General features: G+C 73.9%; 22 protein-coding genes. 9 read left to right on the top strand and 13 right to left on the bottom strand.

Annotated features, from left to right (window positions below):
* The first annotated feature begins 105 nt into the window (after nt 1–105).
* From BBK14_RS17060 to BBK14_RS17040, 5 genes are all read left to right on the top strand, one after another.
* Nucleotides 106–2,373: a phosphoinositide-specific phospholipase C-related protein gene (locus tag BBK14_RS17060; protein ID WP_241831609.1), complete on the top strand. Its 2,268-nt coding sequence runs from the start codon at nt 106–108 to the stop codon at nt 2,371–2,373.
* Between the two features lie 152 nt (nt 2,374–2,525).
* Entirely contained in the window at nt 2,526–3,392 is an 867-nt protein-coding gene (locus tag BBK14_RS17055; protein WP_071063680.1) for an AfsR/SARP family transcriptional regulator, read from the top strand.
* Between the two features lie 2 nt (nt 3,393–3,394).
* Nucleotides 3,395–3,649, top strand: coding sequence for a lasso peptide biosynthesis PqqD family chaperone (locus tag BBK14_RS17050; RefSeq protein WP_071063678.1), 255 nt, complete (start codon nt 3,395–3,397; stop codon nt 3,647–3,649).
* Nucleotides 3,646–4,104, top strand: coding sequence for a lasso peptide biosynthesis B2 protein (locus tag BBK14_RS17045; protein WP_083391022.1), 459 nt, complete (start codon nt 3,646–3,648; stop codon nt 4,102–4,104). The genes BBK14_RS17050 and BBK14_RS17045 overlap by 4 nt, the downstream gene beginning before the upstream one ends.
* Complete coding sequence (locus BBK14_RS17040) at nt 4,101–6,002, top strand: ABC transporter ATP-binding protein (RefSeq protein WP_071063676.1); 1,902 nt, start codon at nt 4,101–4,103, stop codon at nt 6,000–6,002. The genes BBK14_RS17045 and BBK14_RS17040 overlap by 4 nt, the downstream gene beginning before the upstream one ends.
* Before the next feature lie 8 nt (nt 6,003–6,010).
* On the opposite strand, the gene BBK14_RS17035 is transcribed toward BBK14_RS17040, so the two are convergent.
* Nucleotides 6,011–7,579, bottom strand: a complete 1,569-nt coding sequence (locus BBK14_RS17035; RefSeq protein WP_241831608.1) for an ABC transporter ATP-binding protein/permease — start codon at nt 7,577–7,579, stop codon at nt 6,011–6,013.
* Between the two features lie 185 nt (nt 7,580–7,764).
* Between BBK14_RS17035 and BBK14_RS42260 the strand changes: the two genes are divergently transcribed.
* Complete coding sequence (locus BBK14_RS42260) at nt 7,765–7,926, top strand: hypothetical protein (protein ID WP_083391021.1); 162 nt, start codon at nt 7,765–7,767, stop codon at nt 7,924–7,926.
* A gap of 166 nt (nt 7,927–8,092) precedes the next feature.
* On the top strand, nt 8,093–8,737 hold the full coding sequence (locus BBK14_RS17030; protein ID WP_241831603.1) for a DsbA family protein: 645 nt from the start codon (nt 8,093–8,095) through the stop codon (nt 8,735–8,737).
* On the opposite strand, the gene nhaA is transcribed toward BBK14_RS17030, so the two are convergent.
* From nhaA to BBK14_RS16980, 10 genes are all read right to left on the bottom strand, one after another.
* Nucleotides 8,681–10,078, bottom strand: coding sequence for a Na+/H+ antiporter NhaA (gene nhaA / locus BBK14_RS17025; RefSeq protein WP_071063672.1), 1,398 nt, complete (start codon nt 10,076–10,078; stop codon nt 8,681–8,683). The genes BBK14_RS17030 and nhaA overlap by 57 nt on opposite strands.
* Nucleotides 10,079–10,249: 171 nt before the next feature.
* Entirely contained in the window at nt 10,250–11,020 is a 771-nt protein-coding gene (locus tag BBK14_RS17020) for a class I SAM-dependent methyltransferase (protein WP_071063670.1), read from the bottom strand.
* A gap of 376 nt (nt 11,021–11,396) precedes the next feature.
* On the bottom strand, nt 11,397–12,074 hold the full coding sequence (locus BBK14_RS17015; RefSeq protein WP_198541322.1) for an NADPH-dependent FMN reductase: 678 nt from the start codon (nt 12,072–12,074) through the stop codon (nt 11,397–11,399).
* 100 nt (nt 12,075–12,174) lie between these two features.
* Nucleotides 12,175–12,753 (bottom strand): FHA domain-containing protein, encoded by a 579-nt coding sequence (locus tag BBK14_RS17010; protein WP_071063668.1) that lies wholly within the window; start codon nt 12,751–12,753, stop codon nt 12,175–12,177.
* Between the two features lie 62 nt (nt 12,754–12,815).
* Nucleotides 12,816–14,111 carry a VWA domain-containing protein gene (locus tag BBK14_RS17005; protein WP_071063666.1) on the bottom strand — a complete coding sequence of 432 codons (1,296 nt, stop codon included), beginning with the start codon at nt 14,109–14,111 and terminating at the stop codon, nt 12,816–12,818.
* Nucleotides 14,111–15,232 carry a protein phosphatase 2C domain-containing protein gene (locus BBK14_RS17000; protein WP_071063664.1) on the bottom strand — a complete coding sequence of 374 codons (1,122 nt, stop codon included), beginning with the start codon at nt 15,230–15,232 and terminating at the stop codon, nt 14,111–14,113. The genes BBK14_RS17005 and BBK14_RS17000 overlap by 1 nt, the downstream gene beginning before the upstream one ends.
* Nucleotides 15,229–17,532 carry a serine/threonine-protein kinase gene (locus BBK14_RS16995; RefSeq protein ID WP_071063662.1) on the bottom strand — a complete coding sequence of 768 codons (2,304 nt, stop codon included), beginning with the start codon at nt 17,530–17,532 and terminating at the stop codon, nt 15,229–15,231. The genes BBK14_RS17000 and BBK14_RS16995 overlap by 4 nt, the downstream gene beginning before the upstream one ends.
* Nucleotides 17,529–18,941, bottom strand: a complete 1,413-nt coding sequence (locus tag BBK14_RS16990; RefSeq protein ID WP_071063660.1) for a hypothetical protein — start codon at nt 18,939–18,941, stop codon at nt 17,529–17,531. The genes BBK14_RS16995 and BBK14_RS16990 overlap by 4 nt, the downstream gene beginning before the upstream one ends.
* A 5-nt stretch (nt 18,942–18,946) precedes the next feature.
* The gene (locus tag BBK14_RS16985; protein ID WP_241831601.1) at nt 18,947–19,906 is read right to left on the bottom strand and encodes a glutamate ABC transporter substrate-binding protein; all 960 of its coding nucleotides are present in this window, start codon (nt 19,904–19,906) and stop codon (nt 18,947–18,949) included.
* Nucleotides 19,907–20,473: 567 nt separating this feature from the next.
* Nucleotides 20,474–21,865: a hypothetical protein gene (locus tag BBK14_RS16980; RefSeq protein ID WP_071063655.1), complete on the bottom strand. Its 1,392-nt coding sequence runs from the start codon at nt 21,863–21,865 to the stop codon at nt 20,474–20,476.
* Nucleotides 21,866–22,039: 174 nt separating this feature from the next.
* On the opposite strand from BBK14_RS16980, the gene BBK14_RS16975 reads away from it, so the two are divergent.
* A complete protein-coding gene (locus tag BBK14_RS16975; protein ID WP_071063653.1) occupies nt 22,040–23,065 on the top strand; it encodes a sigma-70 family RNA polymerase sigma factor in 1,026 nt (341 codons plus the stop codon).
* 10 nt (nt 23,066–23,075) lie between these two features.
* Here BBK14_RS16975 and BBK14_RS16970 read toward each other — a convergent pair whose 3' ends face one another.
* Nucleotides 23,076–23,444, bottom strand: a complete 369-nt coding sequence (locus BBK14_RS16970; protein ID WP_071063651.1) for an STAS domain-containing protein — start codon at nt 23,442–23,444, stop codon at nt 23,076–23,078.
* A gap of 142 nt (nt 23,445–23,586) precedes the next feature.
* A complete protein-coding gene (locus tag BBK14_RS16965; RefSeq protein WP_071063649.1) occupies nt 23,587–24,522 on the bottom strand; it encodes a sulfotransferase family protein in 936 nt (311 codons plus the stop codon).
* 236 nt (nt 24,523–24,758) lie between these two features.
* Here BBK14_RS16965 and BBK14_RS16960 point away from each other — a divergent pair, with 236 nt between their 5' ends.
* Complete coding sequence (locus tag BBK14_RS16960) at nt 24,759–25,739, top strand: hypothetical protein (RefSeq protein ID WP_071063648.1); 981 nt, start codon at nt 24,759–24,761, stop codon at nt 25,737–25,739.
* The last annotated feature ends 27 nt before the right edge of the window (nt 25,740–25,766 follow it).

Genomic DNA, 25,766 nt, shown 5'->3' with positions numbered 1-25,766 from the left:
GTCGGTGCCGAGATACCCCGTCTCCACGTATTCCAGCGGCCCGGACGTGGGATGACCTCGATTCCGTCAACTGTTCGACTACTGACGTCGGTAATCTGGCGTCCCATGGGTTGGCTGTGGGGAGCCTCGCCGRCCTGGTTCGGGGCGGCCCGGTTCCGGCCTGCCCGGCTCTGGGCGGTTCGGGTCCGGCCCGGCTGGTCCCGGCTCGCCCGTTTTGTTGGGATCCGGCGGCGTGGCCTCGGGGGTGTGGTCTGCCTGGTCGCGGTGGTGTCGGCGGTTTTCGTCCCGGCGGGCGTCGCGCTGCTGACCGTGCACGAGACAGCCCAGCAGGCCCGTTTCTACCGCGGCGCGCTGGACGAGGCGCGGGTGCACGAGCGGATCAGCGACGAGGTCCTGACCGACCCGGTGCTCACGGACGTGACCGGTGACCTGCTCGCCGACCTGCCCGTCGACCCGGACCTGATGGTCGACAACCTGCAGCTCGTCGTCCCGCCGTCGGCGCTGCGCGGGATGACCGACGGCGTCGCCGACAACGTCGCCGCCTACCTCGACGGCAGCCGCGCCGAGTTCGTCCTCGCCGTCGACCTGCGGCCGATCCTCGACAACATCGGGCGGCTCGCGTCCGTTTACCTCGCCGGGCAGGTGTCGGGCGCGCCGCGGTACCGCACCGAGGACGTCGCCGCCGCCCTGCGCGACGTCCTCGACGGTGTGGACCGGGTCAGCCAGGGCCGCCCGCCCGCCTCCGTGCCCGAGATCGATCTCACCGACGATCAGGTCGCCTGGGCGACCGACCTGCTGGTGAGCCGGGTGGACGGGGCCGACCGGCCGGTCGCGCGGGAACAGGTGCTGGTCGCGCTGCGCTCCGGTGATCTCGGCGCCGCGCTGGCGGTCGTCGGCCCGCTGATCTTCGCCGGGGACGTGTCCGCCGTCGCCGACCTGCGGTCGCGCCTGGCCGGCGGCACCGTCCTCGACCTCGGCCGCCCGCTCGCGGACGCGCCCGGCGGCCCGGCCGGCTTCGTGCTCCGCACGATCCACACGATCGGCGGCACGGGCATGCTCGCCCTCGCCGCGCTCTGCTTCGCCCTGCCCGCCGGCGTGCTCGGTCTCGCCGTCCGGCGGCGCGGACCGTCGGTGCGGCTGGTGGGCGCCGCGCTCGTCGCGGGCGGGCTGTCCGCGCTGGCCGCGGGGGTCCTCGTGACCGGCCTGGTCGGCGACCCGCTCGCGCCGCTGCGCGGGCCGGACTCGCCGCTTCCCCCGGCGGGGCGGGTCCTCGCCGGAGACATCGGCCGCGTGCTGGTCGCCAACGTGCGCGCGACCTGGAGCGAGATCGCGGCGATACCGCTCCTGGCCGGGCTCCTCCTCGGCACCGTGACGGTGGTGGTGCGCCGGCTGTCGCGCGCCGAGTGGCGCGTGCGGCGCCTGGTGGCGGTGGGCACGACCTGCTCGGTGTTCGTCGCCGTGTCCTGGGTGCTGATCCCCGGCGAGGCGGGCACCGGCACCGCGTTCTGCAACGGTGGGGCGGACCTGTGCAACCGGCGCTACTCCGACGTGGTCTACCCGACGACCCACAACGGGATGGCGTCCGTGCAGGCCGGGTTCCTCGGCGCGGTGCAGGACCCCGACCTGGTGGGCCAGCTCGACAGTGGCATCCGCGCTCTGATGCTCGACGTCCACCACTGGACGACACCCGCGGAGGTCGAGTCGTTCCTGGCCGAGCTGCGCCCGCGGGCCCGCGAGGCGCTCGCCCCGTTCGCCACCGGTGCCCGTTCGAGCCGCCCCGGGCTCTGGCTCTGCCACGGCATCTGCCAGCTCGGCGCGACCCGCCTGGACGACGCGCTGGCCGGCGTCGCGGGCTGGCTTGCGCGCAACCCGGCCGAGGTCATCACCATCATCGTCCAGGACGGCGTCGCGCCCGAACCGATCATGGCCGCGTTCCGGGTGGCGGGCCTCGGTCAGTACCTGGTCCGCCCGCCCGCGCCGGGCCGGCCGTGGCCGACCCTCGGCCAGCTGATCGACCGCGGCCGGCGCCTGGTCGTCTTCGCCGAGAACGGGGACGTGCCCGGCACCTGGTACCGCAACTTCTACCGCTCCAACGCGGACACCCCGTTCGACGTCCGGATCCCCGGGGGCTTCAGCTGCCGGATCGGCCGCGGGGCCAGCCGGCCCACCATGCTCCTCATCAACCACTGGCTCACCGACCACGCCGCCACCCGCGCCGACGCGGCGCTGGTGAACACCAGCTCGTCGCTGACGGCGCATGCCGAGCAGTGCGCCGCCCGCGGGCTGCGCCCGACCTTCCTCGCGGTCAACTTCGCGACGGTCGGTGATCTTGTCGCCACCGTCGCCGCCTACAACCGGCATTCGCCCGACTGATCGCTCGGGTGCTCCCGGTCATCGGAATGTCGCTGTATGTGAGCTGTATGTGATGGGAAGATTCCCTACCGGGTCGGGACGGAGGTGACATCGACCCCCCGCCGCCCCGGCCGGACCGTCTAAGCCCGCCGCCCGCTGGGGAGGAACGCCTCATGGAACCGCGGCGTCACCTGCCCTTCCGGGTCCTCGGCCCGCTGGAGGTGAATGCGTCCGACGGCCACACCGTGCCGATCGGGCAGCCGAAGAAGCGGCGTCTGCTCTCGCTGCTGCTGTTCAGCCGCGGCCGCTGGACGAGCACCGAGCGGATCCGCTCGGTGCTGTGGGACGCGGACCCGCCGCCCTCGGCCCTCGGCAACATCAAGACCTACGTCTCCGACCTGCGCCAGATGCTCCCGCCGGGGGAGACGGCCGGACTCGGCCGCATCCAGAGCCGGCCGGGCGGCTACCGGCTCAACGCCGCCGCCACCGAGGTCGACGTCTGGATCTTCGAGGACGCGGCGCGCCGCGGCCAGGACGCCCGGTGGGCCGGCGACCGCGACCGGGCCGTCGATCTGTTCGGCGACGCGCTGGCCGTGTGGCGCGGCGAGCCGTACGACGAGCTTCCCGAGGAGGTCACCCGCGCCGAGTCGGCCCGCCTGCACGAACTGCGCGCGGTGGTGCACGAGGACCTCATCGACGCGCTGCTCGACCGCGGCCAGTACGACCGGGTCCTGCCGATGCTGCGGGCGCTGACCGTTCAGCACCCGCTGCGGGAGCGGCTGTGGGGCCAGTTCCTGGTGGCGGCATGCCGCTCCGGGCACCGCGCCGAGGCGCTCGCCGCCTACCGCACCGCCTACCACCTGCTGTCCCGGGAGCTGGGCGTGGAACCCAGCGGTGAGCTGCGCCGGATCCACGCCCAGGTGCTCGCCGGCGAGCTCGACGCGGCCACAGCACCGGCTGGGGCGCCGGCCGGGGCGAACGGATGGGGCGGCGGCCGCGCGCGCCCGCGCGCCGCCGGCGGACGAGAGGAACGGGTCTGACCGTGTCGACGCAGCTGCGCAAGCACGTGATCCGCACCGAGACCGAGTACGGCGCCGTCCTGCTCGACGAGCGGACCGGTCGTTACTGGACCCTGAACCCCACCGCCGACCTCGCCGTCGGCGTGCTGGCCGGCGGCGGGACGCTCGCGCAGGCCGTGAGCGCGGTGACCGCCGCCTTCGACGTCGATGCCGCGACCGCGCGGTCCGACGTCGAACGGCTGGTCGCGACGCTGCGCTCGGCCGGGCTGGCCCGGTGACCCGCCGGCCCCGGCGTGGCGGGGCCCAGCGAGGCGGGGCCTGGTGGCGGTGGCTGCGCCGGGACGCGCTCGCCCTGCTGGCCGTCACGCTCGCCCGTGTGCTGATCAGGCTGCCGCCGGGACGGCTGCGTCGGGTGATGGAACTGCTGGCCGCCGGGACGCGGCCGGCCGGGTACCGGCAGACCCTGGCGGCGATGGAGGCGGTCACGGCGGTCAGCCGGACCTGCCGAGGCCAGTCCGGGTGCCTGCCGCGCGCGGTCGCCACCGCGCTGGTCTGCCGCGTCTCGGGGAGGTGGCCAACATGGCGGACAGGAGTACGGGCCGTGGGCTCGTTCGCGGCGCACGCCTGGGTGGAGGCCGACGGCCTGATGGTCGGCGAGTCCGTCCCGCCGGACACCTACCGGCCGATGATCACGGTCCGGTCGCGACCGCGACCGGCCGCCAGGGTGAGGTGACCACGCCCCCGCGGCCGTGGCCGCCGACCGGCGGTCCGCCGCCCGGGCCCTCGGGGCCGTTGGGTGGCCCGCCGCCCGGGTTGTCCGGGCCGCCGGGCCTGACGCCGCCTGGTGCCGGGCCGCCGGGGCCCCGCCCGGGTTTCGGCGACCTGTGGCGGCTGCTGCGCGGGCACGGCCGGCTGATCACGTTCGCGACCACCCTCACCGCGTTCGGCACGGTGATCGGCCTGGCGCAGCCCCTGCTGGTGCGCGCGGTCATCGACGCGGCGCGGGCCGGCGGGGTGCCGGTCCTGCTGATCGTCGTGCTCGTCGCGGTCTTCCTCGTCGAGGCGGCCGTCGACACCTGGGGGCACTACCTGCTGGAGTGCACCGGGCAGCGGGTGCTGCTGGGCCTGCGGCGCAGGCTGATCGGCCACCTGCTGCGGCTCCGTATCCGCGTGTTCGACGCCGAGCGCATCGGTGACCTCCTCTCCCGCTCGAACGCGGACACCACGGTGGTCCGGGACGCCGTGGCCTACAGCCTGACCACGTTCGTCACCAGTGTGATCGGGGTGCTCGCCGCGATCGGTCTGATGGTCTGGCTCAGCCCGGTGCTGTTCGGGCTGGTGCTGGTCGCGGTGGTCGTGGCCGGCGCGATCGTGCTGACGGCACTGGCCCGGGTGCGGGCCGTCTCGGAGCAGGGGCAGGCGAGCATCGGGCGGATGACCGCCGACCTGGAACGGGCGCTGACCGCGATCCGCACCGTGCGCGCCAGCAACGCCGAGGAGCGGGAGACCGAGCGCATCGGCGGGCACGCCGACGACGCCTACCGCGCCGGGCTGCGCATGGCCCGGCTCAGCGCGGTGATCGCCCCCGCCACCCAGCTCGCGGTGCAGGGCTCCGTCCTGGTGGTCCTGCTCGCCGGCGGTGTCCTGGTCGCCCGCGGCACGACGTCCCTGGGTGACCTGGTCGCCTTCCTGCTGTACGCGACCTACCTGGTGATGCCGCTGTCGCAGCTCATCGAGTCCGCGCAGACCATCCAGCGCGGCCTGGGCGCGCTGACACGCGTGAACGTCGTGTTCACGATGCCGCCGGAGGAGGAGCCGGCACCGGCCGGGCCCGTGACGCAGGTGAGGACCCTGGCGTCGGTGGGGAACGGGGCGTCGGTGGGGGACGGGGCGGCCGCGACGCCGGCGCTGGAGTTCCGCGGCGTCTGGTTCTCCTACGTCGAGCGGCCCGTCCTGCGGGGACTGTCGTTCACCGTGCCGGCGCGGGGCCAGGTCGCGCTGGTCGGGCCGTCCGGGGCCGGCAAGTCGACGGTGCTGGGCCTGATCGAGCGGTTCTACGAGCCGGACGCGGGGGAGATCCTCGTCCACGGCGTGCCGCTGGGCTGCTCCGAACGGGCCCAGACCCGGCGGCAGGTCAACCTCGTGGAGCAGGACGCCCCGGTGCTCAGCGGCTCGCTGCGCGACAACCTCGCCTACGCCTGCCCGGACGCCACCGACGCCGAGATCGCCGAGGTTGTCGACATCGCCCGGCTCACCGCGGTCGTCCGCCGCCTGCCCGCCGGCCTCGACACCGACGTCGGGGACCACGGGGTACTGCTCTCCGGCGGGGAGCGCCAGCGCGTCGCCGTGGCCCGCGCGCTGCTGGCCCGGCCCACCCTGCTGCTGCTCGACGAGCCGACGTCCCAGATGGACGCGGTCAACGAGCACGCGCTGACCCGGGTGATGGCGGACATCGCCGCCCGCCGGGCGCTGCTGGTCATCGCGCACCGCATCTCGACGGTCCGGGCGTCGGATCTGATCGTCGTGCTCGACGAGGGCAGCGTGGTCGCCACCGGCCGGCACGAGGAGCTGCTGCGCACCTCACCGGACTACGCCCGCCTCGCCGCCGTCGGCCTGGACCGCACGGCCTGACGGGCGGTTCACGGGCCCTGCCGGCGCAGCGTCGCCGCGGCCAGGGCCAGGGCGACCAGCGTGCACGCGGCGATGACGAGGGCATCCCGGACGACCAGCGCCGGCACCCCGGGGGAGGCGCCGATCCGGGTCAGCGCGTCCACGACGTAGGTCATCGGGAGCAGGAAGCTCACCGTGGCGAGGACGGGATGCAGCTGGCTTTGCGCCACGAGGATGCCGCACAGCAGGAACTGGGGGAGCAGGACCGGTGGCAGGAACTGCACCGCCTGGAACTCGGAGTTCGCGAAGGCGCTGGTGAGCAGGCCGAGCGCGGTGCCGAACAGGGCGGCGAGCACGGCGAGCAGGCCGAGCACCGGCAGCGGCCCGGCGATGTGCAGGTCCAGCAGGACGACGGCCGTCGTGGTCGTGACGACGGCCTGCACGACGGCGAGCAGCCCGAACGCGATGCCGTACCCGGCGAGCAGGTCGCCGCGGCCGATCGGCGTGGTCATCAGGCGCTCCAGCGTCCCGGACCGCCGTTCCCGCAGCATGGCGACCGAGGTTAGAAAAAACATCGTCATCAGCGGAAAGACGCCGAGCAGGCCCGTCCCGGCCCGGTCGAAGGCGGTGGGGCTGTTCGCGAAGATGGCCTGCAGCAGCCCCAGCAGCGTGGGTGGGAGTACGAGGACGAGCAGGACGGTGCGCCGGTCGCGGCGCATCTGGCGGATCACCCGCAGCGCGGTGCTGCTGGTGCGCGCGAGGTTCAGCGGCTGGCGCGTGTTCCTGCCACGGGCCTCCGGCGTGCCGTGGGTTCGGGGCACGCCGAGGGCCGCGGGCGCGTCGCTCGCCCGGGAAGCGCCGACAAGCCGGGGGCTGTCCCGCGGGGGAGGCGCGTCGCCGCGTACCGGGGAGTCGGCGCAGGCCGGCGCGGACGACTCCACCAGGCACAGGAACGCGTGGTCGAGGTCGCCGGCCCCGGTCAGGGCGAGCAGGTCGGCGGGCTTCTCGTCCGCGATCAGCCGGCCCTCGCGCAGCAGCAGGAGGCGGTCGCAGCGGGCCGCCTCGTCCATCACGTGTGAGCTGACGAGCAGGGTCAGGCCGCGGTCGGCCATCCGGTGGAACTCGTCCCACAGCTCGCGGCGCAGCACCGGGTCGAGGCCGACGGTCGGCTCGTCCAGGACGAGCAGCTCGTGCCCGCCGATGATCGCGGCGGCCAGCGACACCCGGGAGCGCTGGCCGCCGGAGAGCTGGCCGACCGGGGTGCGGCCCTCGGTCGCCAGGCCGACCCCGGCGGCGGCGCGCTCGGCCCGGCGGATGATCTCGGCTGGGCTGGGGACCCGGTCCGCGGAGAGCGCTGCGAAATAACGCAGGTTCTCGTCGACGGTGAGATCGTCGTAGACGGAGGCGGTCTGGGTGGCGTAGCCAACCCGCCGCCGGAGCTCGATCTCGCACGTGTCGAGGCCGAGTACCCGTAGCTCTCCGCTCACTCCGCGCTGGATGCCGACGACCGCCCGCATCAGCGTGGTTTTTCCGCATCCGCTCGGGCCGATGACTCCGGTGACCGATCCGCGGGGAACCTCGAACGACAGGCCGTGCACGATTTCCTGCCCGCCGTGGCCAGCATGGCCGCCCCAGCTCGTCCCACGTCGTATGTGGAGGTCCACCGCCCGGACCGCCAGATCGTCGTCGGCCTTTGGAACACGTCGTTCCGACGTTCTCGGCTCGGCCACGGGCGTCAGCCTAACGGCATCGCGAGGTCGCCGTCGCTCGCTACAATGACCGTATGGGTGAGGTTCGCGAGAATACTGTAGTTAACAAGAATACTGTAGTTAACAAGAATGCTGTAGTTGGCGGGAATTCTGTGGTTGGCAAGAATGCTGTGGTCCGAGAGAATTCTGTGGTTGGTGGGAATGCTGTGACTCGTGAAGGGGTGCCGGATTCGTGAAGGGTCGCCAGTTGAAGAAGGCGTGGAAGTTCCTGAAGGAATGGTAAACGAAGAAGATGCGGGAGTTCGCGTGGATGTGTCCGCTCAAGCGGGTGGTGCGTTTCGCGAGAATTCGGTGAATGGCGCGGGGTCCGATGGGGATCCGGGTGCGACCGGTGTCTGCGACGTGCCGTCGGGGCCGGGTGTCGGCCCACGGGCCGACGCCCGCAAGGCGCACGGGCGAGCTGGGAAGCAGAGCCGGTGCGTCTCGACCGATCCCGGGCGCCACTCCCGGGGTGAGCCGGGCGCGCCGGTGGTGATCGTCGAGTACGGCGACTTCGAGTGCCCCTACTGTGCCCGTGCGGCCGCCGTCCTGCACGAGCTGGTCGACTCCTCTGACGGCCAGGTCCGGCAGGTGTTCCGGCACTTCCCGGTCTTCGACATCCATCCCTACGCACTCACCGCCGCGCTGGCGGCCGAGGTCGCCGGGGCACACGGCCGGTTCTGGGAGATGCACGACCTGCTGTTCACGAACCAGGACAAGCTGGCCGACAAGTACCTCATGGCCTTCGCCCGGTCCCTGGGGATCGAGACCGACCTCGTCGTCGGCGACCCGGCCCAGCCCTACGGCGACGCCGTCGAGGCCGACTACGCCGGCGGCGCCGAGCTGCGGGTGCAGGGCACCCCGACGATCTTCATCGACGGGGTGCGGTACCGCGGCCGGCTCGAGCTCGGGCCGTTGCGGACGGCCGTCGCCCGCACGGGTTCCGGCCGGTCAGCGGATGACCGGGATGACAGCCGGCGTCGGCGAGTGCCATGGGCGCGGCGGTAGCGCCGGGATCGCCTCGTCGGAGCCCGGCGAGCACAACGACCAGCGTTCCCCGACATAGCGCAGCACGAACGTGCCCAGCACCGCGGCGGCGAAGGAGCCGACCAGAATCCCGATCTTGGCCTGCTCGGCGAGGGCCTCGTCGGTGAACGCCAGCTCGGTGACGAACAGCGAGATGGTGAACCCGATTCCGGCGAGGACGGCCGCGCCCACCAGGTGGCCGTAGCGGACACCGCCGGGCAGCGCGCCGAGCCCGGTGCGCATGGCGACCAGCGAGGTCGCCGTGATCCCGATCCCGTTGCCGACCAGGAGCGCGACCACGACCCCGATCGTGACCGGGGAGGTGGACGCGTCCGCGAGGGTGTGGCTGTCGAGGTGCACGCCCGCGTTGGCCAGGCCGAAGATCGGCACGATCAGGTACGCGCTGAGCGGGTGCAGGGTGTACTGCAGCCGTTCGCTGGTGGAGACGGTGGACTTGGCCGCGGAGACGGCCAGCGCGGCCCGCGAGGCCGTGGAGTCCTCCCGCAGTGCCCGGACGTAGATCGGCACCTCGTCGATCTGCTCGCGGCGCGGCGGCGCGGACGGCAGGACCAGCCCGATGATCACGCCGGCGAGCGTCCCGTGCACCCCCGACGAGTAGATCGCCACCCAGAGAACGAGCGCGGCCACCACGTACGGCGGCAGCCGCCAGACACCCATCCAGCGCATGACCCCGATCACGACCAGGACGGCGGCCGCGGCGCCGAGCCAGACCGCGTCCACCTTGTCGGTGTAGAAGATCGCCACGACGGCGATCGCGCCGATGTCGTCGACGATGGCCAGCGTCAGCAGGAACAGCCGCAACCGGTCGGGGCAGCGCGGCCCGAACAGGGCGAGAATGCCGACGACGAAGGCGGTGTCGGTCGACATCGGGATGCCCCAGCCGTCTGCGGCGGGCCCGGAGGAGTTGAACAGGAAGTAGATCAGCGCCGGCAGTGTGAGACCGCCGACCGCGGCGAGCGCGGGCACGGCGACCGTCCGGCGGTCCCGCAGTTCCCCGGTGGTGAACTCGCGGTTGATCTCCAGCCCGACGACCGCGAAGAAGATCGCCATCGCGCCGTCGTTGACCCAGTGGTGCAGGGTCATCGACAGCGCCGCGTCCCCCACCCCGAGGGTGGCGGTGGTCTCCCAGAGGTCGTGGTAACTGTCCGCGACGGGGCTGTTCGCCCAGATCAGCGCCGCCGTCGCGGCGATGACGAGCAGGACGGCGCCACCCGCCTCCGTCGCGAGGAACTCGCGAACGGACGGCGCGACCTGGGGCAGCCGGACCCGCAGCTCCGGCCCCGGCCTGGTCGGAACGGTCATGCGGCCGGGATTTCTGCGCTCGGGATCGGTGGGGTCGGGCTCATCGTGTGCGTCGATTCTCCTCGAGGTGAAATCGTGCGTGCCTCCGCACGTCATCCTCGTGCCTGGCGCCGGCCTGGGCGCCCGGACCGGGTGACCCGTTCGTGGGCCGCCCCAGGCCCCGGCGGTTGGTCAGACCCGGCGGACCTTCCAGATGCACTCCGAGGGCCACCGGCGCGCCCACGCCTCCTCGGCGTTGTCGCGGTGGGTGGCGTCCGCGCCGGTCTCGGGCCTCGGCTCGACGAGGTCCTCGACGACGAACCCGCTCTCGCGGAACAGCCTGATCCAGGCCCCGTACGGCAGGTTCGCGCTGACCAGGCCGTCGGTGTCGGAGATGAGGCGCAGGCCGAAGTAGTCACCGACGAGCCGGTCGCCGGCGGCCTCGGCGCCGTCCGGGATGCTGATCTCGTAGATCGGGCTCACGTGACCGAAGGCGAGCAGCCCGCCGGGGCGCAGGATCCGGGCCGCCTCGGGGATCGCCCGGTAGGGATCGGCGAACGAGAAGGCGCCGTGATCGGCGAAGACGATGTCGAACGACCCGGCCGCGAACGGCACCTCCTCCGCACTGGCCTGCACGAGCGGGAATTCGAGCCCGGTCTCGCGCTGGAGCCGGCGGCTGTGGTGCAGCTGGCGCTCGGAGAGGTCGAGCCCCACCGGATGCGCGCCGCGGCGGGCGAGCGCGGTCGACCACTGGCTCCCGCCGCAGCCCATCTCCAGCACGTCGAGTCCGACGACGTGGCCGAGGACGTTCAGCCGCGACTCGGGGATGCCCCACACCCCCCAGGTGATGTCGCCGGTGAACGCCTGCCCGCGGATCTGGGGGGCGTTGAACCGCTGGTAGTCGTCGGAGATCTCGTTCCACCGGGTGCGATTGTTCCGCACGTGGGTGTCGTCGCCGATCATCCGTTCGTCCGCTCCTCGTTGAACGTCGCCGTCATTGCACGTCGTGGCCACCACGCGCCGTGGCGCGATGGTGGTCGGGCGCGGGGATGCCGTGGTGGGCGCCGGTGCCGGGTTCCCGCGTCATAGCCCTGACGTGGGCGCCTGCCGCGCACGCGGCAGACGCGGCATCCGCCGGGCCCCGTGACTGTACGAGACGCGACAGAAGGGGTACACGGGGGGTGCGGCGGGCGAACCGCGCAGATCGGCTCCCGGGGCCGGGTCGTGGGGCCGGGTCGTGGGAGGGCGAATCACGACGACGGAACGGTTCGAGGTGGGACGGGAGATCGCCGCGTCGTCGGCGGGCGCGGTCACCGGATCCGGGGGCCCGGTCACCCGGTCAACGCTGGTACGGGTGGGTGCGCCGCTTGTCGCGCAGGGCGGACCCCCACCAGCAGAGCTGGTCCAGCAGCGCTGTCGCCGCGCCGTCCACCGGGCCGGGGTCGAGCGGCTCGCCGTCGGCACCGAACCGGCTCCAGGCGTTGTGGAAGCTGACCGTGTCGCGGATCGTGACCGCGTGCAGCTCGGCGAAGACGACCCGCAACGCCTCGACGGCGCGCAGCCCGCCGGACATCCCGCCGTAGGCGACGAACGCGACGGGCTTGGCGTGCCACTGCGGGCCGAGTGCGTCGACGGCGGTCTTGAGCGGTCCGGGGAAGCTGTGGTTGTACTCCGGGGTGACGATCACGACCGCGTCGGCGGCGCCGACGCGGTCCGCGAAGGACTCCCAGGTCATCGGGTCGACAGCGGCCGTGTCGACAACGGCGGTGTTCGCGCCGCCGATCCCGGCGATCCCGGCGAGGTCGACGACGTCCACGGTGACGTCGGGGCGCTGCCCGGCCCGGCGGGCGAACCACCCGGCCACGACCGGGCCGAACCGGCCGGCGCGGACGCTCGCGAGCACGACCGCGACCCGCAGCGGTGTGATGTCCGGGGTGTGCTCGGCGGCACTCGGTGGTGTGTCCGCGGGCCCGGCTTCAGCCGCTGCGCGCTGGTTGGAGATCGTCAGATCGCTCATGACGGCCAGACTAAAGGTTAAACCTAACTTCAGGTCAAGGTATGGGTGCGGGACGTGGCAGGGCCTGGACGGTCGGTGGAGTCCGGGGATGGACGGGCGTTCAGCGTGGTCTGACGGTCACCCGGGTCCAGGCGCCGACGAAGACGTGGTCGCCCTCGCGCACGAGCGCCGAGTCGTCCACACCCACCCTGGCCAGGTGGGCCGCGTCCGGGCCGAGCCAGGTCCCGTTCGCCGAGCGGAGGTCGGTCACCGTGACCGTCCCGTCGGCGTGCCGCTCAAGCAGTGCGTGCGAGCGGGACACGCCAGGATCCATGGGAGGCAGCGAGAGATCGAGCTCCGGTGCCTGGCCTCGGGAGCGGCTGCGCCGTCCGATGACCGCCCGTGGGGCCGTCATCCGGATCAGCCGGCCGGCCGCGTCGGTGGGGAAGACCGCGCCGTCGTTCTCCCCGCGGTCGAAGTAGGCGCGGTCGGGAGCGATCTCGACCGCCCACGCGGTGCCCGCCGATCCGGTGCCCGCCGATCCGGTGCCCGCCGAACCGTTGGACGTCCACCCGTCGGTCGCCTCCGGAGCGGCGCGCGTCGCCGCGCGGCCCAGTGGGACCACGCCGACCGCCCGGGGGCCTGTCCCGGTGACGGCGTTGTGACCGCACGCGCGGCAGACGGGGTCGGTCACCGGCATGGGGAACCCGCACCCGGCGCACGGGGCGTCCGCGCTGACCTGGCCCGGGGGGTGCGGCGAGCTCACCGCCGGGCGGGCATGGTGACGGTCGAGCCCGCGTCCAGGTCCATCTCGTCGAGGGTGTCGACCTGGGGACGCAGCCGTACCGCTCCGGTGGCCGCGTCGTCGATGTCGACGACCTTCGCCAGCCGTTCGAGGGTCGCGCCGTCGTCGGCGGCGGCCGCGATCCGCGCGGCCCTGCCGAGCAGGGTGACCGCGCTGACCTCGTCCCCGTCGCGGCGTGCCGCGAGCCCGCCCTGCACGGCGCGCGCCAGCTCCGTCTGGCCGGTGTAGTGCGCGACGACCTCGTCGATGCGGGTCGACAGCTCGTCATCCTCGGACCACGCGGCGAGCACCGCCGTCCGGGAGAGCTCGTCCTCGCCGGCGATCACGCTGACGCGGGCGGCGAGCCGTTCGTTCCCCACCGGCGCCGGGGGGACGTCGACGCACAGGTGGTACTCCCGTGTCCCGGTGGCCCAGGCGCCCGTCGGATGGTCGCGGGTGAGCGGATTGACCTCGACGGCCCGCGCGGTGAGGTCCTCGAGCTCGGGCGACACCTGGCGCAGGAACCGGATCGTCGCCCCCTTGGGCGTCCACACCCGCAGGCCGACCCGGTCGATCCCGCGGGCCTGTGCCCGCTCGATCAGCGAGCGGAAGTCCTCCACCATCTCCGCCGGCTCGCGCAGCAGGGCGACGCTGCCCAGCAGGGTGGAGGCGACGCGGCGCAGCTCCGCCACCTTCCAGTCGGCACCGACGCCGCGGCAGTCGCACTGGAACCGGCCCTCACACGCGGCCAGCGCGGCGGCGAAGACGGCCTCGCTCTCGCCGTTCTGGCCGTCGGTCAGCAGGATCGCGTGGTGGATGGCGTCCGGGCGGGTGGCCATCAGGTCGCGGGCGAGCAGCAGCCACCGGCCCATGGCGGTGCCGCCGTGGGGCCGCAGCCGTTTCACCGCGGCCTTCGCGGCCTCGCGGGTCCGCGGCGACGCCTCGACGAGCTCCTGGCGCGTCGGGTACACCATTTCGGCCTGCCCGGTGCCCGCCACCACGGCGAACGCGACACCGTCGTGCAGCGTGTCGATGGCGGCCTGGGCCGCCCTGCGGGCTTCGATGATTTTCGAGTGGGGGTAGTCCATCGACCCCGAGCAGTCCAGCAGGATGACCTCGGCGGCGCCCGCCGTGGCGGCGGTCCCGGCCGTCCCGGGGGCGTCGGGAGTACCAGGGCGGACGTCGTGCGCGGTGACGGTGATGACGGCGTGCACCTCGCCCGACCCCTCGGGCAGGTACTTGTTCTGGCTGACCTCGAGACTGAAGTCCACCATCAGGTTCTCCCTGGAATGTCGATGACGATCGCGGTCACGTTGTCGGAGCCGCCCCCGCGCAGCGCCACCTCGACCAGGTGCCGCGCGACGTCGATCGCCGGCGCGCCGGGCCCGAGCGCGTCGACGTGGCCGGCGAGCGTCTCCGCCGCGGAGGCGTAGTTCCACAGGCCGTCGCTGCACAGCACGACCCGTCCCGCGCTCGGCAGCGCGACGGCGCGGATCCGGGGAATGGCGGAGGCGCTCCCGACTCCCAGCCAGCGCGTGATCGTATGGGCGTCGCGTCCGCGTTCGGCCAGCTCGGGGGCCAGCCGGCCGGCCCGCACGGCCTCGGCGGCGACGGTGTCGTCCTCGGTGAGCCGGCGTGCGCCGGAGCTGTCGACCAGGTACGCGCGGCTGTCGCCAAGCCAACCGACGACCAGCGTCGCGTCCACGACGACGGTGCCCACGAACGTGCACGCGGGGGAGAGGCCGAGCCCGGCCGCCCCCGCGACGGCCGCGTTCTGAGCCGCCCGCGCGGCGTCACGCAGGGCGGCCGCCATCTCGCCGGCCGTGTCCCGCTCCGCTTCGGGTGTCGCCGCCCCGCCTGCCCGCCCGCCACCGAGGTAGGCCTGCTGCGGTGCGAGGCCGGGGTCCGGCCCGCCCGCCGGCACCGGAACGGCCCGGGACCGCCAGGCCTCGACCCGGTCGGTCAGCAGAGCCGTCGCGGCCGCGGCAGCGGCCGCGGCAGCCGGACCGGAGCCCCGCGCACTTGACACCCCGTCGCAGACGACGCCGACCGCGCCGAGGCCGACCGCGCCGACGCTGCTGTCGGCGGCCAACGCCACGCCCATTCCGTCCTCGTTCGAGTGGTGGACGAGGCCGCGGTCGGACACACCGGCGGCGGCGCCGAGGTCGGTCTCGTACCGGTCGACGTCGGCAACGAGTACGGCGTGCATGGTGGCGGCGGTACGCGAAGCGGGCCCGGTCCCGGAGGCGGCCGTCGCGGTCAGGGCCGCGCCGCACCGCTCGCAGTACCGGTCCCCGGCGAGCGGCGTCGCGGCGCACCGCGGGCAGGCGGGCGGCGTCGTGACCGGGGTCTGCTCCTCGGGGCGGGGCAGCGGCCCTGCCGGGTGCCCGCTCACCGCCGCGTCCTCGGGCGCACGGCGTTCGCGAGATCCACCAGGTCGTAGCGCTCCTGCGCGCTCCGCGCCAGGGTGGCCAGCTCCCGGTAGGCGCGCTCCAGCCCGAAGCGCAGGTCGTCCTCGCGTAGGCGGGTGCCGGCGACCTCGACGTCCGGGTCGGGTGGCGTGTCTCCCGCGAGGAGCAGGTCCAGCGCGCAGCGCAGCAGGTCCCGGGTGAGTGCCACCCGGCGCCGCCGGTCGACGTCCAGGCCAGCGAGGATGCCCGACGCGGCGACCAGGTCGGCGGGCCGCGGCACACCGGCCGCCGTCCTGGTCCCGCGGACGAGCGCGGTCCGGATCCGGGCCTCCTGATACGCCGCAGACGAGGGCGGAACCCGCTCGTAGGCGGCGACCGCGCCGGCGCGGTCCTTCGTCGCGACCCGCACCCGGGCGAGGCCGAACGCGGCGCTGGTGAATCCGTCGTCCGTCCGCGAGACCAGGTCGAACAGCGTGGCGGCCCGGGCCTGGTCGCCGGCCGCCTCGGCCGTGACGGCCAGCGCCAGCTTGGGCGCGAGCTCCCCGGGCACCTGCGCGTACACGTCGGTGAACGCCGCGGCCGCCGCGGCGGTGTCGCCGTCGCCGTCGCCGCCGAGCGCGAGCAGCCCCCGGTACCAGCGGACCCGCCACTCGAACGGATCCTCGGCCTCGATCTCGTCGAGCACGGCCGCGGCGGCGGCGGTGTCCCCGTTCTCGAGGTGGGCGCGGGCCAGCCGGAGCCGGACCTCGACCGTCGCCGGGCTGATGGCCGCCAGCAGCGTGGCGAGCTGCGCGGGCGAACTGTCGGGCAGCGCCGCGAGGGTGCCCGCGGCCGGATCCTCCGGGTCGACGCGCAGCCGTGGCAGGCTCGCCCACCGCGGCCTGACGACCGACCCGTCGGCGTCCTCCCCGGTCAGGTGGACGTCCCCGGTGAACCGCCGGCTCGGCGCGGGCACGGGTGCGCCCCGTTCCGCGGCGAGGATCTCGCGCAGCACGCCGAGCAGCTCGTCGCGCATCTCGTCGGCGGAGACGAACCTGTCCTCGGGCAGCCAGGCCGTGGCCCGGCGCAGGAACAGGTCGAGCGACTCGTGGCGCGCCAGGACCTCGTGCGTCGACGCCGGCGGGAGACTGTGGACGTAGGTGGTCGTGTTCCCGCGGAAGTTCAGGATCAGCGTGGCCAGCGTCCGCCCGACCGTGTACAGGTCGGAGGCGACGGTGGGCGTCTCGGTCTCGACCTCCGGGGCCGAGTAGCCGCGGGTCCGGTAGGACGCGCCGCTCTCGTCGTCGAGCCGGCGGACCGCCCCCAGGTCGATCAGCCGCAGGCTCTCGCGGCCGAGCATGACGTTGTCCGGCTTGAAGTCGCAGAACACCAGGCCGTTGCGGTGCAGGTAGGCGAACGCCGGCAGCACGGCCAGGATGTAGGCGATCGCCTGGGTGACCGGCAGTGGGTCGGGACGCCCCCCCTCCGCCCGGCGCTGCCGCAGGACCTCGCGCAGCGACGTCCCGCCGACGTACTCCATGACGATGTAGCCGGTACCCGCGTGCCTGACGAACGTGTGGATGCGCACGATCGCCGGGTCGTCCACCGCGGCGAGGAAGCGGCGCTCGGCGATCGCGGCGGCCTGGGCGTCCGGGTCATCCTTGTCGAGCAGGCCCTTGAGCACGACCCAGAAGTTGTCCGCGACCTCACGGTTGCGGGCGAGGTAGACCCAGCCCTGCCCGCCGTGCGCCAGCGCGCCCGCGATCTCGTAGGAACCCACCCGGTCACCGGCGCGCAGCGCCGGGACGAACGAGAACTGGTGCCCGCACGTGACACAGAAGCCCTCGACGGCAGCCGGCCGGCCGTCGCGGGCCCGCCCGACCTCGGCCCCGCAGGCCGAGCACACCCGCCGGTGCTCCGGAACACACGGGTCGGTGAGCAGCAGCGACTCCGGATCGGGGGTCGGCATGTCCGGGACGTCCACCAGCCCCTCCCCGAGCCGGCTCTGGGGACGACGGGCCCGGCCCGGGCGGCGACGCCGGCGCGGTGTCCCGCCCGCCGTCAAACTCCACGACGCGGACCCGCCAGCCGACCCGCTCCCGCCCGACCCGCCCGTGCCCGACCCGCCCGTGCCCGACCCGCCCGTGCCGGGCCCGCTCGTGCCAGGCCCGGTCGGGTCGGGATGGGGCGGTGGCCCCGGATCAGGCTCGGGTGGCCGATACGCCAGCCCGGTCACGTTGCAGTACCCGTCCTCGATGATTCCGTCGCAGTCGGGTTCCGGGCAGGCGATGCCGTCGACCGTCAAGAGCGTTCCTCCGTCCACGCGGCATGGCCGCCCCCGTCACCAACCTGCCGCGCCGCCGACACCGCCGACACCCCCGCCACCTCGCCCGGCGCGGACACTGAAGCTGCCACCGGCGCGGACGCCGGTGGCGGTGCCGGTGGCGGGGGCGGGATGTTCAGCAGGGCGTCGCCAAATACCGTGACCAGGGCTTGTGCCGCGTCCAGATCAACCGGGATGGTGCGCAGCGCGGTCGCGGCGCGTTCGTACAGCTCGCCGATATGAGGCGACTCGAGCTGGCCGAGCCGGCCGGCTTTCGCGCGCAGCGCGCCCAGCAGGCCGCGCAGCTCGTCCCGACGGCGCAGCGGCGCCGAGTTCGTCGTGACGGTCTCCTCCGCCGCGGCGAGCGTCTCCCGCGCGACCCGGTGCCAGGCGCCCAGGCCGTGGGCGACCAGCCGCCACTCACCCGCGGCACCGGCCGCCACCAGCCGGTCCAGCCATGGCCGCAGCCCGCTGCGCGGGCCGTCGAACCATCCGTCACCCAGCCGCACCAGGCCGGTCGGGTCGCCGGTGAGGCGTTCCACCACAGTGCGGGCGGCGCGTTCACCCTCCTGCGCGACCGGCACGATCCGATGCAGCATGTCCTCGGCCGCGGCGAGTTCCGCGTCCAGCCCGTCGAAGGTCCGGCGCAGGACGGCGACCAGCTCGCCCACCTGGGCGGTCGCGGCGATGGCGGGCCCGAGGTCGTCCGGTGTGGTCTCCAGCGGGTTGGCGGTCACCGCCGCGGCGGCGGTGTCCATCGCCGCGCGGGCGGCGACCAGCTCGGGCAGGTCGGGTATCGCGAGCCGCGCGCAGACGGCGCCGGTCTCGGCGAGCCCGCGCGCGGCGTCGACGAGAACCCGGTGATGCGCGGCCCGGGCCGCCGTCACCGCCGCCAACTCGGCACGGACCGCCTCGGCGATCTCCCGGGTGCCGGCGAGGAGGCGCCCGGCCGCGCCAGCCGGCAGGTTGCCGGCCGCACTCCGCGGGAGCCTGTCGGTCGCACCGGCCGGCAGCTGTCCAGGGGCGGATCCCAGCTCCCTGGGCAGCGGCGCGGGTAACTCCCCGGGCGGTGGTGTGGGCGGGTGCGACGGTGGCTCGCGCAGGAACGCGTCGACCCGCGCCGCCTGCCGGGCGCCGATCCGGGAATCCGGCAGGCCGCGCAAAGCCTCGGCCCGGCCGAGCACCTCGCTGACGGCGCGATGGCGGTCCCACAGCCATCCCAGCCCGGCCCGGGCCACCGCGGCGCGGGCGGCGGTCCGCCCGCGCAGCCGCGTGACGTCGCCGAGCACCTGTTCCGCGGTTGCGTCGAGCTCGAGCAGGCTCGCCGACAGCGCCGCCGTCTCCGACCGGAGAACGGCCAGCGCGTCGTCCACGTCGCGTCGCAAGGTCATCCGGATCAGTCCCGGTAGACAGGTGACGGCGGCGGGGGCGGCTGGCCCCCGTCCAGCCATCGTCGGTGGATCGCCGCCCAGGCTCCGTCGCGGTCCGCCCGCTCCAGCACGCCGTTCACGAACCGGGTGAGATCCGGCGCGTCCTTGGCGATGGCGATGCCCACGGCCACGTCGAAGGCGCCGACGCCGACGATGCGGGTCTCCGGATCCTGCTTGACCATCCCGAGCAGGATGGCCTCGTCGTTGACGATCGCCTCGACCGTTCCCGCCTGCATCGCCACCAGGCAGTCGGCCGGGCTGGCAAGCTGAACGGGGATCGGCCGCGATGGCGCGTCGACGACCTGCTGCAGCGAGGTGGTGCCGGCCGCCGCGCACACCCGCCGGCCGCCAAGGTCCGCGAGGCCCTGGTAGGGCGCGTCCTCCGATACCAGAACGGCTTTGGCCGTCAGGTAGTAGGGCGCGGAGAAGTCGACCTCGGCCGCCCGGTCGCAGGTGATCGTCGTCGTGGCGGCGACCAGGTCGAGAGCGCCGTCGTGAACGAGAGCGACCCGGTCGGCGCCGGTCACCGCCCGGAACCGGACATGGCCCTCCGCGCCGAACAGCGCCCGGCCCACCAGCAGGGCCAGATCGACCTCGAACCCCTCGAACTCGCCGGTGTCCGGGTTGCGTGACCCGAACGGCGGCGTGTCGGTACGGACCCCGACCGTGAGGTAGCCGCGGTTGACGATCTCGCGCAGGGTGGGGCTGTCCGGCTGACCGGGCGGGGGAAGCACGACCGGCGGGCGCAGGCTCGCGGTGCGGTCGCCGCACCCCGGGGACGTGGTGGAGCGCGCCGGCAGCGGCGACTGCGGGGTGACGGCGGCCGGCAGGGGGTCGCCCGCCGCCGGCAGCGTGCTCGTCACGGTGCCGCAGGCCGCGGTGGTGCCGAGCAGCGGTACGGCGGCGAAGATCATCGCTCTGAACATGGTTCTCGGCGTGATCCTCGATGTGATCCGCCGGCTTCGGTGGCCTGGCCCGCGTCCGACCCTCCGCATGATCGCTGATGCTAGATCGTCGGTACTCCTCCGATCGCGACTTGTCGTGTTCTCGTCACCCGATCTCATTTCCGGCACACAACGCCCCACCCACCCCCGAAACCCCACAACCCCAGCCACTCCCGCCTACCTCATCCACCCCCGCCAGCCATCCCCGTCCCTCTCCCCGCCGGGGTAGCCGGGCCCGAAACGATGTGTGGCGCTTGGGAGAGTCCATGGACTCACTGACCCGCCACGGTCGTGTTGGGGTGGCTTTTTGCTGGGTGTCAGGTTTGGGAGACCCTGCCCCGGACCGTAACGGGGCAGGTGGGTGGGGTTGGTCGCGGTAGGTGGGGGTGGGTGGGGAGAGTCCGGGGAGAGTCCGGGGAGCAGGTGTGGGTGAGGCGGTTCCAGCTTCCGTCGGCGATCGCCTGGGCGAGGACGCCGTTGACGAAGCGGGTCAGATCCGGGTGGTTCAGGCTCACGCGGCGGGCGGTCACCGGTGTTGCCGAGGTGCCGTCAGCGGTAGTCATTGATTCTCGACTGCACCCCGGCCAGCGTGAGGAGCATCGCCAGCCCGAGCGCCGTGCCGGTACCGGCGGCGACACCGTCGTAGGTGCCCGCGGCGGAGCTCAGCCCGGCGGCGAAACGCTCGCGGCTCGCGGTGAACGCCGTCTCGGCGTCGCCGTCGAAGCGGGTGAACGTCGAGGTTCCCTCGTCGAGGGCCACCCGCACGGCCTCCTGGAAGCCGCCGACGTCGCGGACCAGGTCCCGGACCCGGACGGCGGTGTCCTGGTAGCGCTCCCAGTCGGGTACGAGCACGTCCTGTCCCGGCGCGTCCGGGCCGTCCAGCGCCGCGGCGGTGGCGAGCGCCCCCGTACCGGCCGGGCGGCCCGCCGGGTCGTAGCCGAGGCGCTCGGTCACCCGGCGCGCGTCGGCGTCGAGGTCGTCGCCGTTGCCGCGGGCGATCAGGGAGAGGCTCTCGTCGCCCCAGGCCCGTAGCGCCAGCACCCGCACCTGGGCGACGACCGTCATCGGCCGGAAGGCGTCGTTCCTGCTGTCGACCAGGCGGGCCCGGGAGACACCGAAAGCCAGCAGGGTGAGACCCGTCGCGATCACGACCAGTACCGTCGCGGCGACCAGGCGCAGATTGAACATCCGGTGCGTCCGCCGGAACAGGCGGATCTGCAGGGCGACCAGGGCCGCCAGCGCCGCCGCGCCGGCCACGCCGACGAGGACCGGCTGGTACCAGCGCGTCGCCTGGGCGTACCCGCGATCGATGTCCAGCGCGTCCTCGGCGGCCAGCCGGTCGACCGCTGGGAGGATCCTGGTCTGCATGAGTTCGGAGGCCTGACGAAGGTACGCGCCGCCGACGACATTTCCGATCCGGTTGTTCGCGCGCGCCCGTTCGATCAGGCCGGTGTACACCGGCAGCTGGGCCGCCAGGACGCTCAGCGGCTCGCGCGGCCCGCCGGCGAGCGCCAGGTCGACGATGCGCCCGCTCGCCGAGGCGATGCTCTCCTGGTAGGCCGTCCGCTGGGCCGGCGGCTCCACGCCGCCGGCCAGAAACGCGCGGGCCACGGTCGCGTCGGCCACCGAGAGCTCGGCGTGCAGCTGTTGCGCCGCCACGAACGACGCACCGGAGTCGCGGGCGAGGGCGTCCACGGCGTGCTGGCGGGAGAGCGTGGACAGCAGGCAGACGGACAGCGTCACCATCAGGACACCTACGAGCCCGGCGGACAGCAGGCGCAGGAATCCGGGTGGAGTCCGGCTCCGTCGCCGGATCGTCCCCGCCGCCGCGGCGACGGAGGCCGTGGCGCCCGAAACCGTGAAGACAGCAGTCGCCGAGCCGGACGCGGGAGCCGGGTTACCGGCGGCCGGTGCTGCGGACGGCGTTCCCACCGCGCTCATGTCTGATGATCTTAATTCTGCTGTGGCGCAGGGAAAGACCCGCGCACTGTCGGGTGTGCGTCATGGCCGCGGCGGTTTTGTCGGAGGTGCTGGCTAGCCTTGGTTCTGGGCGTCGGTGACCCGCGGCGGCCGATCGGGGCGGTGAATCAGGAGGGCGAATCGAGGTGACCTCTGATGGGTGACGTTCCTCCCGGCGGCAGAACCGGCGGGGCTGCTCTGGCCGGGGCGGAGGCGGGTGTCGAGAACCTTCTCGAGCCGTACCGCCGCGAGCTGACCGGCTATTGCTACCGAATGCTCGGCTCGCCGTTCGAGGCGGAGGACGCCGTGCAGGACACGATGATCCGCGCCTGGCGCGGAATCGACCGGTTCGAAGGCCGGGCCGCGCTGCGGTCGTGGCTGTACCGCATCGCGACGAACGTGTGCCTGTCGATGCTCGGCGCCAGTCAGCGGCGGGCCCGGCCTATGGACCTCGCCGGCCCGTCGACGGCCGACTCCCCGCTGCCCGCGCCGCTGCCGGAGACGGCCTGGATCGTGCCCGCGCCGGACGGCCAGGTCTACTCCAGCGCCGCCGACGCGGCCGACCCCGCCGATCTCGCCGCCCGTCGCGAGACGATCAGGCTCGCGTTCGTCGTCGCGCTGCAGCACCTGCCGGCCCGCCAGCGGGCGGTGCTCATCCTGCGCGAGGTGTTCGGCTGGTCGGCCGCCGAGGTCGCTGACCTGCTGGAGACCTCCGTCGCCTCGGTCAACAGCGCCCTGCAGCGGGCGCGCGCCACGATCGCCGCGTCGGAGATCTCCGACGCCGACCCGCTGCGCCCCGCCGACGCCGAGCAGCGGGAGCTGCTCGCCCGCTATGTCGACGCGTTCGAGCGGTACGACCTCGAGTCCCTCGCGGCGCTGCTGCACGAGGACGTCACGATGTCGATGCCGCCGCTGGGCCTGTGGCTGCGGGGCCACGCCGACGTCCGGGCATGGATGCTCGGTACGGGCCAGGGCTGCCGGGGCTCGCGGCTGCTGCCAACCGTGGCCAACGGCCACCCGGCCTTCGGGCAGTACCGGCCCAGCGCCACGGGTTCCGGGCACGACCCGTGGGGCCTGGTCGTTCTGGAGGTCTCGGCCGGGCGGGTCGCCGGCATCAACACGTTCCTGGACGTCGAGCGCCTCTTCCCGCTGTTCGGCCTGCCGGCCCGGTTGCCTGGCTAGTGCTGCCCGGTCAACGCCGGCCGGGTACGTCCTGTGCCTGCTGCGTCGAGGTCGGCGCGGCGGCGGGAGTGAGGCGTCCGACGAGCGGGGCGAGGCCGGTGAGAGCCAGCAGCTCCCAGACCCGTGGTGGTGCGTGCACCTGGACGAGCCGGTGGTGCCTTCGCGCGACGAGCACGAGCCTGGCGATCGCCTCGACGACGACGGCGTCCGGCCGGCCCACCGGGGTCGTGTCGAGGATGACGGCGGCTTCCGCGTCGGCGCGCAGGAGCTCGTCGAGCCGCGCGCACAGCTCGGGAACGGCCTCCCGCCGGAGCCCGGGAGGGAAGGGCAGCACAACCGTGGCAGCGGCGCCTGGCGGCGGCGATCCGTCATCGGGCATGATCGGCCTCCCATCCGTGGGTGCGCGCACCGTGGCCCACCCACCGACGTGGCCCACCCACCGACACAGACCGATCGGTCACCCCGAACTCATCGCCCCCGCCACCGGCCGCGCCGCCGTCACCGGTCTCGGCCTGCCCGGATCAGTCGATGACGTCCGGCTCGAGGCCCACGGTGAGCCAGTCGGCGTAGGACTGGCCGGTGACCTGCTCGAGCAGCGCGATGTCCGCGGTGAAGTAGGGCAGGACGGCGGCGCGCTGTGCCGGTGTCATCGTCGGCCTTCCGCCCCGCTGCCGCTGCAGGGCCGTCAGCAACGGCCCGCGTGGCACGGCGCGCACCGGGGCCGGGAAATGGTGCCCGATCCGCCCACCGGTGCGAAGGACGGCGCGCAGCACCGCGTTCGCCGCCGTGTCGGCGACGAACGGCGTCACGTTCTGGGACGGGACGGCGTCGAGCAGCCCGGTCTGCACGCCCAGGAACTCGCACACCCGGTCGAGCGTCGGCACCGGCGAGTCCCGCAGGTCGCGGTAGCGCAGCACCAGCACCTGCTCCCGGGCGAACAGGCCGAACAGGTGCTCGAGCTGCCGGCCGTAGAGCCCCTGACTGACGTAGTGCCAGAAGTGCGCCCAGCCGGCGTCGCGGCGGCGCTCCTCCAGGGCGCACGCCCGCACGAAGTCACGTTCGGACTCCAGGCCGGCGGCCCACAGATGCGTCCAGTTCGAGTGGGCGCGGTCGACCGGGTTGCGCAGCAGGACGACGAGCCGGGCCTTCGGGATCAGCCGGCGGATGCGGTTCTGCGCGTCGAGGTCGTACAGGTAGAACGGCGTCGCCTCGCCGCGGAGGGCGCCGTCGGGCGCGGGGTCGAACAGTGCCTCGTAGTCCGCCCGGCGCCAGACGTGCTCCTGGTAGGTCTGCGCGTCCCCGGGGCCGCCGCGCGCGGGCGGCGGGCCTTCCGAGAGGAAGAACTTCGGTTCCTTGACCCGGGAGAGGAACAACTCGGGGTGGCGGCTGAGCGCGGCGTGCAACGCCGTGGTGCCGGCCTTGGGAACCCCGATCACGAGGAAGTCGGGCAGGGACATCGACGACTGCTCCAGGGGCCGGCGCGGCTGATGTGGGATCGGAACAGACTAAGTGACATTCCCGATTGAAAAAAGTGAAAAGCATCGCGCCGGGCACCCCCGTGGGTGTTCCGTGGCAGGCCGGCGTTCTGACCGACGCTACGGTCGAGGCCCTGGTAGGAGCCCGGATCAACTGCGGTGAGTGACCGACCGTGTCGGTTGCCGGGTTTGTTCATCAGCTAAGTAGGATTCCGCCCGTGGTGACGTACGAGGTCGAGCGGACAGCCGTGAACGTGCCCCTGCCTACGCCGGACAACGCGGTGACGGTGGTGTCGCCCCCGGGCGAGGGGCCGGGCTTCTGGGCCGGGGCGCCGAGCGCCGTGCTCGTCGACGGCGCGTTCTACCTCGCCTACCGGCTGCGCCGCCCGGTCGGGCACGGCCGCGGGTACGCGGTGGTGATCGCCCGTTCCGACGACGGTGAGCGGTTCACCCCGATCCACACGATTCACCGGGACGCCTTCCCCGCGGAGTCGCTGGAGCGGCCGGCCCTGGTGCCCACCCCGTGGGGGAGCTGGCGGCTCTACGTGAGTTGCGCGACGCCGGACAGCCCGCACTGGTGGGTCGACGTGCTCGAGGCGGACGCGCCGGACGCCTTCGACCCCGCCACCCGGCGCACCGTGCTCCCCGGCGACCGGTTGACCGCGGTCAAGGACCCGGTCGTCGTCTGGCATGACGGCCTGTGGCATCTGTGGGCCTCCTGCCATCCGCTGGACGACCCGGCGGCCACCGACCGCATGGACAGCCGGCACGCGACCAGCCCGGACGGGCTGACCTGGACGTGGCAGGGCACGGCGCTCGCGCCCCGGCCCGGCGCGTGGGACGCCCGCGGGGTCCGGATCTCGGCCGTCCTGCTCGGCGACGCCGGTGACGGCGTCGGGGGCGGCGCCGGCGACGGGGGCGGTCTCGACGGCGCGGGCGCCCGGCTGGACGCCGTCGCCTACTACGACGGCCGGGCCAGCGCGACGGAGAACTGGTCGGAGCGCACCGGCATCGCCGTCGGTGGGCTCGACGGGTTCGCGGCGGTCGGCGACACTCCGATCGCGGTCTCACCGTACGGCGGCGCGCTGCGGTACGTCAGCGTGGTGCCGCTGCCCGATGGCGGCCACCGGCTTTACTACGAGCAGGCCCGTCCCGACGGTTCGCACGAGCTGCGCACCGACCTGCACCCCCGGAGCTGACCCGGCCCGCACGCGCAGCCCGAACCG

Origin of the sequence: Parafrankia soli (genome assembly GCF_001854695.1) — a bacterium.
GTDB classification, from domain to species: Bacteria; Actinomycetota; Actinomycetes; order Frankiales; family Frankiaceae; genus Parafrankia; species Parafrankia soli.
The sequence above is the reverse complement of the archived record's forward strand: the minus strand, read 5'-3'. Positions and strand labels throughout refer to the sequence as shown.

What these genes read in the sequence shown, in the direction of transcription:
- BBK14_RS17055 (WP_071063680.1), top strand. Translation starts at nt 2,526, where the DNA reads ATGGAACCGCGGCGTCACCTGCCCTTCCGGGTCCTCGGCCCGCTGGAG.
- BBK14_RS42260 (WP_083391021.1), top strand. Translation starts at nt 7,765, where the DNA reads ATGGGTGAGGTTCGCGAGAATACTGTAGTTAACAAGAATACTGTAGTT.
- nhaA (WP_071063672.1), bottom strand. Translation starts at nt 10,078, where the DNA reads ATGACCGTTCCGACCAGGCCGGGGCCGGAGCTGCGGGTCCGGCTGCCC.
- BBK14_RS17020 (WP_071063670.1), bottom strand. Translation starts at nt 11,020, where the DNA reads ATGATCGGCGACGACACCCACGTGCGGAACAATCGCACCCGGTGGAAC.
- BBK14_RS17015 (WP_198541322.1), bottom strand. Translation starts at nt 12,074, where the DNA reads ATGAGCGATCTGACGATCTCCAACCAGCGCGCAGCGGCTGAAGCCGGG.
- BBK14_RS17010 (WP_071063668.1), bottom strand. Translation starts at nt 12,753, where the DNA reads ATGCCGGTGACCGACCCCGTCTGCCGCGCGTGCGGTCACAACGCCGTC.
- BBK14_RS17005 (WP_071063666.1), bottom strand. Translation starts at nt 14,111, where the DNA reads ATGGTGGACTTCAGTCTCGAGGTCAGCCAGAACAAGTACCTGCCCGAG.
- BBK14_RS16990 (WP_071063660.1), bottom strand. Translation starts at nt 18,941, where the DNA reads ATGACCTTGCGACGCGACGTGGACGACGCGCTGGCCGTTCTCCGGTCG.
- BBK14_RS16985 (WP_241831601.1), bottom strand. Translation starts at nt 19,906, where the DNA reads ATGTTCAGAGCGATGATCTTCGCCGCCGTACCGCTGCTCGGCACCACC.
- BBK14_RS16980 (WP_071063655.1), bottom strand. Translation starts at nt 21,865, where the DNA reads ATGAGCGCGGTGGGAACGCCGTCCGCAGCACCGGCCGCCGGTAACCCG.
- BBK14_RS16975 (WP_071063653.1), top strand. Translation starts at nt 22,040, where the DNA reads ATGGGTGACGTTCCTCCCGGCGGCAGAACCGGCGGGGCTGCTCTGGCC.
- BBK14_RS16970 (WP_071063651.1), bottom strand. Translation starts at nt 23,444, where the DNA reads ATGCCCGATGACGGATCGCCGCCGCCAGGCGCCGCTGCCACGGTTGTG.
- BBK14_RS16965 (WP_071063649.1), bottom strand. Translation starts at nt 24,522, where the DNA reads ATGTCCCTGCCCGACTTCCTCGTGATCGGGGTTCCCAAGGCCGGCACC.